The sequence below is a fragment of the Cohnella sp. GCM10020058 genome (assembly GCF_042683485.1).
In the GTDB taxonomy this organism is placed as follows: Bacteria; Bacillota; Bacilli; order Paenibacillales; family Paenibacillaceae; genus Cohnella.
Window position 1 is genome coordinate 575,448 of the sequence record NZ_JBHUJV010000002.1, and the last position, 6,467, is coordinate 581,914.

The 6,467-nt window shown below is 60.6% G+C and carries 6 protein-coding genes; all 6 read right to left on the reverse strand.

The annotated features are described in order from the left end of the window. Positions 1-159: 159 nt before the first annotated feature. Complete coding sequence (locus tag ACFSR7_RS05520) at positions 160-1,062, reverse strand: ABC transporter ATP-binding protein (protein ID WP_378159536.1); 903 nt, start codon at positions 1,060-1,062, stop codon at positions 160-162. After that, complete coding sequence (locus ACFSR7_RS05525) at positions 1,055-2,164, reverse strand: ABC transporter ATP-binding protein (RefSeq protein ID WP_378159537.1); 1,110 nt, start codon at positions 2,162-2,164, stop codon at positions 1,055-1,057. The genes ACFSR7_RS05520 and ACFSR7_RS05525 overlap by 8 nt, the downstream gene beginning before the upstream one ends. Positions 2,165-2,270: 106 nt before the next feature. Continuing rightward, positions 2,271-3,116, reverse strand: coding sequence for an ABC transporter permease (locus ACFSR7_RS05530; RefSeq protein WP_378159538.1), 846 nt, complete (start codon positions 3,114-3,116; stop codon positions 2,271-2,273). A gap of 4 nt (positions 3,117-3,120) precedes the next feature. Beyond that, positions 3,121-4,071, reverse strand: a complete 951-nt coding sequence (locus ACFSR7_RS05535) for an ABC transporter permease (protein WP_378159539.1) — start codon at positions 4,069-4,071, stop codon at positions 3,121-3,123. An 84-nt stretch (positions 4,072-4,155) separates the two neighbouring features. Then, positions 4,156-5,799, reverse strand: coding sequence for an ABC transporter substrate-binding protein (locus ACFSR7_RS05540; RefSeq protein WP_378159540.1), 1,644 nt, complete (start codon positions 5,797-5,799; stop codon positions 4,156-4,158). 284 nt (positions 5,800-6,083) lie between these two features. After that, positions 6,084-6,467: hypothetical protein (locus ACFSR7_RS05545; RefSeq protein ID WP_378159541.1), on the reverse strand; the 384-nt coding region annotated here is incomplete at its 5' end.

Here is a 6,467-nt window from a genome sequence, read left to right on the forward strand (position 1 = left end):
ATCCGCTCCTTCACCTTGACTCTTTGAAATGGTTGCTCAACTCGCGCTGCAGCACATCCCTCGCTTGCACGTCACGCCTCCGTGCCTTCTGCCGCTGCAGCCACGCTATTCTCGCTTGCTCCGACGGCAGTCGCCGTGCCTATAACACCCCCGCGCGACTCACGGAATCGCGGCGAAGTGCCCCGGTCCGACCTCGCGCAGCGGAGCGCCTTCGCCGGTCCACGCCGCGCGGTCCCAAGCGATTCGCTTGGCCGCTGCCCGCGGGTCAGGGACCGGGATCGCCGACAGCAGCGCCTGCGTGTACGGGTGCAGCGGATTGTCGTACAGCTCATCACTGTCCGCCACCTCGACGAGACGGCCGCCGTACATGACGCCGATCCGGTCGGAGATATGGCGGACCATCGACAAGTCGTGCGCGATAAAGAGGTACGTCAGGCCGAATTCGGCCTGAAGATCCTCGAGCATGTTCACGACCTGGGCCTGCACGGATACGTCGAGCGCCGAGATCGGCTCGTCGCAGACGACGAATTCCGGCCGGACCGAGAGCGCCCTTGCGATCGACAGCCGCTGCCGCTGCCCGCCGCTGAACTCATGCGGATAACGGGTCAGATGCTCCGGCTTGAGACCGACCTTCACAAGCAGCTCCGCGATCGCTTCCTTGCGGGCGCTGCCTGTATGCACGCCGTGAATGTCCATCGGCTCGCCGACCAGCTCCAGCACGTTCATGCCCGGGTTCAGCGACGAGTACGGGTCCTGGAAAATGCTCTGGATCCGCCGCCGGAATGGCCGCAGCGCCTTGTCGTCCAGTGCGGATAGCGGCTGTCCGTCGTAAAGGACTTCGCCCTCGGTATAATCGTACAGCCGAAGCAAGCAGCGACCGACCGTCGACTTCCCGCTGCCCGACTCGCCCACAAGGCCGAACGTCTCGCCTTTGCGAATGCCGAAGCTCACGCCGTCGACCGCCTTCAGCACCTGCGTCGTTCTGCCCCAGACATCCTTTTCCTTGGCAAAGTGCTTCTTGAGACCCCGGACGTCGACCAGCGTCTTGGCCGCTTTATCCATCCGAATCCCTCCTCCCGCTCTCGCCGGCACCATTTTCGCCTTTGCCGCTCTCGCGCGCACCTTCGTCAGGGCCGTCGCTCCCGGTCAGGACCGCGCCCGTTTTGTCCCCGCCCGATTTCCCGTGGGCAGCATGCTCCGCATCGTGCAGCCAGCACAGCGCGCGGTGGCCTTCGCCGAGCTCGAACAGCGGCGGTCGCTCCGTGCACTTGCCGAAAGCATGCGGGCAGCGCTCGATGAACGGGCAGCCCGGCGGCGGATCCAGCAGATCCGGGGGCGTGCCCTCGATCGGCACAAGCCGCTCGCGCGTGCCGCCCCCGCGCTTCGGCACCGATTTCAGCAGTCCTTGCGTGTACGGATGGCCCGGCCGGTAGAAGATATCTTCGACGGTCCCTTCCTCCATCACCATGCCGCCGTACATGACGACGACCCGCGTGCACACTTGGGCGACCACGCCGAGATCGTGCGTAATCAGCACGATGCCCATGTTCGACCGGGCCTTGATATCCTTCAGCAGATCGAGGATCTGCGCTTGGATCGTCACGTCCAGCGCCGTCGTGGGCTCGTCGGCGAGCAGCAGCTCGGGCTCGCAGGAGAGCGCCATCGCGATCATGACCCGCTGACGCATGCCGCCGCTGAACTCGTGCGGATACTGCTCCAGCCGACGCTCGGGCTCGCTGATGCCGACCTCGCGCAGCTTGGCTGCCGCCTCCAGCCTCGCGGCATCTTTACCGAGCCCGCGGTGCCTGCGGATAACTTCCGTCATCTGCGCGCCGATCTTTTTTACCGGATTGAGCGCCGTCATCGGATCCTGGAATACCATCGCGATCCGATTGCCCCGCAGCTTGCGCCAGCGGCTGTCCGACCAGCCCAGCAGACTCTCGCCGCGATAACGGATGTCGCCGCCGATGACGCGGCCCGGCGGACCGATGAGGCCCAGCGCCGCCTTCGCCGTCACGCTTTTCCCGCTGCCGGACTCGCCGACGATGCCGACCGTCTCCCCCGCGTCTACATGAAGGCTCACGCCCCGCACAGCCTGGTTCTCCCCGCTCCGGGAGTAGAACGACACGCGGAGATCCTCCATTTCTAGCAGCCGTTCCGTCATGTCCCGTTCCCTCCTTTTACATTGCGTGATGCCTTGCCTTCCATCTGTGTCGCCCTAATACGACCTCAGTCGGGGAGCGAATCTGAATCTCCCCCTAACTCACACCCTAGCGCTTCACCAGCTTCGGCTCGAAGCCGACGCGCAGAATGTCGCCCAGCACGTTGAAGCTAAGCACCGTGAGCAGGATGAACAAGCCTGGAAACACCGCCAGGTAAGGCGCCTGCCCGATCAAACCCTGGGCGTTGTTCAGCATGCTGCCCCACGTCGCGTTCGGCGCCTGGACGCCGAAGCCGAGGAAGCTGAGCGACGATTCCATCATGATCGCGGAGGCGATGTTGTTCGTGGCGCCGACGATGACGACCGGCATCAGGTTGGGCAGGATGTGTCTGCGGACGATGCCGAAGGCGCCCTGGCCCGACGCTCGCGCATACAGCACGTACTCCCGCTCCTTGAGCGACATCGTCTCCGCCCTGACGATCCGTGCAATGTTCATCCACATGAGGAGCGAGATAATGATAATCAAATTGCTGACGCTGGGCTTCAGGAACACGCTCAGCAGCAGCAAGATGAGAAAGGAAGGGATCGACATGACGACTTCGACGAGCCGCATGAGCAGGTTATCGATCCAGCCGCCGAAATAGCCGCTCACGACGCCGACGACAACGCCGATCCCCGTCGCGAGGATCATCGACGCGAAGCCGACCGTGAGCGAGACGCGGCCGCCGTACAAAGCCCTCGTAAAATAATCGCGCCCGTAGTCGTCAGTCCCGAACCAATGCGCCCCGCTCGGCGGCTTTAAGCGCTCGAGCGCATTCAGCGCGTTCGGATCGTGCGGGGACAGAAAGGCCAGCGCGGCCGCGATCGTGAATAGGATGAGAATTACGATGCCTGCGATTCCGAATACGCTCGACCGCAGCTCGTCCGCGACGCTTCGCCATTTGCTCCGGTTCATGTGTTCACCTCTTTGAATTGATTCTCGGGTCCGCCACGCCGTACAGCAGATCCGCGGCCAGATTGCCCAGGATGAGCATGATGGAGGAGAACAGCGTGATGCCCATGATGACCGGATAATCCATGCCCCGGACCGCCGTCATCCCAAGCGAGCCGATGCCCGGCCAGGAGAACACCGTCTCCGTCACGATCGCGCCGGCGACCAGCTCGCCCATCGACATGCCGAGCAGTGTGATGATCGGCAGCAGCACGTGCTTCATCACGTGACGCAGGAGCACGATGCGCTTGGTCGAGCCGAACGCGTATTGAATTTGCACGTAATCCTCGCGCAGCTGTCCGATCGTACTCGACCGGATATATCGGACGTAGATCGCCAGAAAGCTGAACGCCAGCACGACGCAAGGCATGATGCCGTGCTTCAGTACGTCGAACGCGCTGTTCACGCCGATCGTGCGCATGCCCATGCTCGGAAGCCAGTGCAGGTGGATGGAAAAATAATAGATCAGCAAAATGGCGAGCCAGAACAGCGGAACCGAGATTCCGACGTAGGCGACCAGGTTGACGAGCTTGTCGATCCAGCGGCCGCGATAGGCGCCGGCCAGCAGACCGAGCGGGATCGCCAGCAGCACGGCGAGCGCCAGTGCGGCACCCATCAGCCCGGCCGTTGCAGGCAAGCGGTCCAGAATCTGCTCCATTACCGGCTGATGGTTGACCAGCGAATAGCCAAGATTGCCGGTCACCGCTTCCTTGATCCACAAAAAATACTGGATATACGCCGGCTTGTCCAAGCCGAGATTATGGCGGATGCGCTCGATGTCCTCGGCATGCATGTTCGGCGTGACGAACGACAGCACCGGATCGCCCGGCGCAAGCTTGATCATGGCGAAGCAGACGATCGAGACGAATATCAACAGCGGTATCGTCTGCAAGAGCCTTCTAACTAACAGTTGTCTCATTCGGTACGCTCCCCGGGATGGACGTACAAAAAAATAAGCTGGCGAACCAGCTTATTTTCTTGAGCGCCCGGTATTCAACAGCGCTTATTTGACGTATAGCTTGGACGGGTCTTCAAAGATGACCACCGGCTTCAGCACGGCTTCTTCAAGACCGCCGTAACGCTTGTCGACGGCGACGATCGTCTTGGTATATGCGATCGGGTAGATAGCCGCATCTTCCGCGACGATCTTCTGGGCGTTCTTGTAAATCTCCTCGCGCTTCGCGGCGTCGCCTTCGCCCGCGCCTTGCTTGAACAAGGCGTCGACCTCCGGATTGCTGTAGTGCGAGTAGTTGGATGATCCGTCGGACGTGAACAGCATGCTGTATGCATCCGGATCGAAGCCCATGATATAGCCCGTAATCGCCAGTTCATAGTCGGTCGCCTTCGGATCGATGAACTTCGCGACCCAAGCCGAGGAATCCATGCTGTTCAGCTCGACCGTGATGCCGGCGTCCTTCAGCTTTTGCTGCACGTACAGGGAGATCGCTTCCTGCACCTTGTTGCCGCTTTGCACGATGAAGCGCAGCTTCAGGTTGCTCACGCCAGCCGTCTTGAGCAGTTCCTTCGCCTTCGCGACGTCGTTGTCGTAGGTCGGTACGTCGTTCGTCTGGTAGAGCACGTCCGGCGTCAGGAACGAGCGAGCCGGATCCGCGTACTCGGCGGACGTATAGGCAACCTGGATCAGCTCTTCGCGGTTGAGCGCATAGGCGATCGCTTCGCGGACTTCCTTCTTGTTGAGGACGCCCGTGTCGCTGTTCTGGTTGAACATCATGTATGCCAGTCGGCCCTCGCTGTAGGGCAGAATGTCGAAGTTGCCCGTCGCCTGGATCGTGGATACATCCTGAGGATCGAGATACTTCACGTTGATTTCGCCGTTTTGCAGCGCCAGGTTCGCAGCATTCGTATCCTTCGCGATCCGGTACGTGATCGAATCGAGGTGAGGCTTGCCGCCGAAGTAGCCGTCGAAGCGCTCGAGCGTCAAGTATTCGCCGGTCTTGTATTCTTTGAACTTGAACGCGCCGGAACCGACGGGAGATTTGTTCTTGTCGCTCTTCTCGATGTTCGCTTCGTTCTCGAAGATATGCTTCGGAATCGGGAACACTTGCACGAGCGTCGCTTCAAAGCCCGGCGCGACTTGCGGCAGCTTGAGCTGGACCGTCGTGTCGTCGACCTTCGCCGCTTGGACCGGCTTGCCGCCGATAATGAAGTTGCCGCGCAGGAAGCTGTTCTGGGACTCGTCGAGAATCTTGTCGATCGTAAACACGACGTCGTCGGCGGTCAGCGGCTGGCCGTCATGCCAGGTAAGGCCGCTCTTCAGCTTCAACGTATAGGTGAGCTTGTCCTCGGACAGGTCGAGGCTGTCGGCCAGGTAGAACGTCTTCTTGCCGTTGTTCACCTGGAACAGCGGTGCGTAAAGCGCTTGGTCGATCGTCAGGCTGACGCGATCTCCCGCGTAGTTCGGGTTCAACACGATCGGGTCCGAAGCGACCGCGACGATCATGCTGCCGCCGTCCTTGACTTCGCCGCCAGCAGCCGGCTGCGAGCCGGATGCCGAAGCGGATGCCGTCGCCGAAGCGCCGGGAGACGCGGTCTCCGCGTTGTTGTTGCTGGAGCACGCGCTTGCGAGCATGGTGAGGAGCGCCAGGACGATGACGCCGGTAAAGCGTTTTTTGTTGCGATTAAGCATAGGTTCACCCTCCACTGTATCTCTGTATCTGTTTTTGTAACAGTTTTATCATAGTACATCGGATTACTCGGATTTGCAAGGGGTTTTCAAATAAAAAAATTGTCGAATTTTAGCCTAATTCGTCAACAATCTTCATATTATATCCGTTAATCGACATACCGACAAATCAGGCTTGCGAAATATGGTATGCCACTACAGCCTTGGAATTATGTACAAGCTAACGGCTACATGCCAAAAAAAGCGCTTCGCAGGTCATTATGGCCCCGAAGCGCTGCCTCTGCGGTCTATATCGTTGCTTCCGGCCCGCGCGACAAAAGGTTGCAGGCCTGGGTTCCCCGCGCCACAAAGCCCTTCGCCTCTCCTAGTCCAGGCGATGCGACCGAATCGAGCGCTCCCAAGTCCATCGCCTCTCCTACTGCAGGCGATGCGACCAACTCGAGCGCTCCCAAGTACATCGCCTCTCCTACTGCAGGCGATGCGACCAACTCGAGCGCTCCCAAGTCCATCGCCTCTCCTACTGCAGGCGATGCGACCAACTCGAGCGCTCCCAAGTACATCGCCTCTCCTAGTGCAGGCGATGCGACCAACTCTGGCGCTCCCAAGTCCATCGCCTCTCCTACTGCAGGCGATGCGACCAACTCGAGCGCTCCCAAGTCCATCGCCTCTCC

Bases quoted from the DNA above. Each gene is read 5' to 3' on its own strand.
- ACFSR7_RS05520 (WP_378159536.1), bottom strand. From the start codon at position 1,062: ATGGATAAAGCGGCCAAGACGCTGGTCGACGTCCGGGGTCTCAAGAAG.
- ACFSR7_RS05540 (WP_378159540.1), bottom strand. From the start codon at position 5,799: ATGCTTAATCGCAACAAAAAACGCTTTACCGGCGTCATCGTCCTGGCG.
- ACFSR7_RS05530 (WP_378159538.1), bottom strand. From the start codon at position 3,116: ATGAACCGGAGCAAATGGCGAAGCGTCGCGGACGAGCTGCGGTCGAGC.
- ACFSR7_RS05525 (WP_378159537.1), bottom strand. From the start codon at position 2,164: ATGACGGAACGGCTGCTAGAAATGGAGGATCTCCGCGTGTCGTTCTAC.
- ACFSR7_RS05535 (WP_378159539.1), bottom strand. From the start codon at position 4,071: ATGAGACAACTGTTAGTTAGAAGGCTCTTGCAGACGATACCGCTGTTG.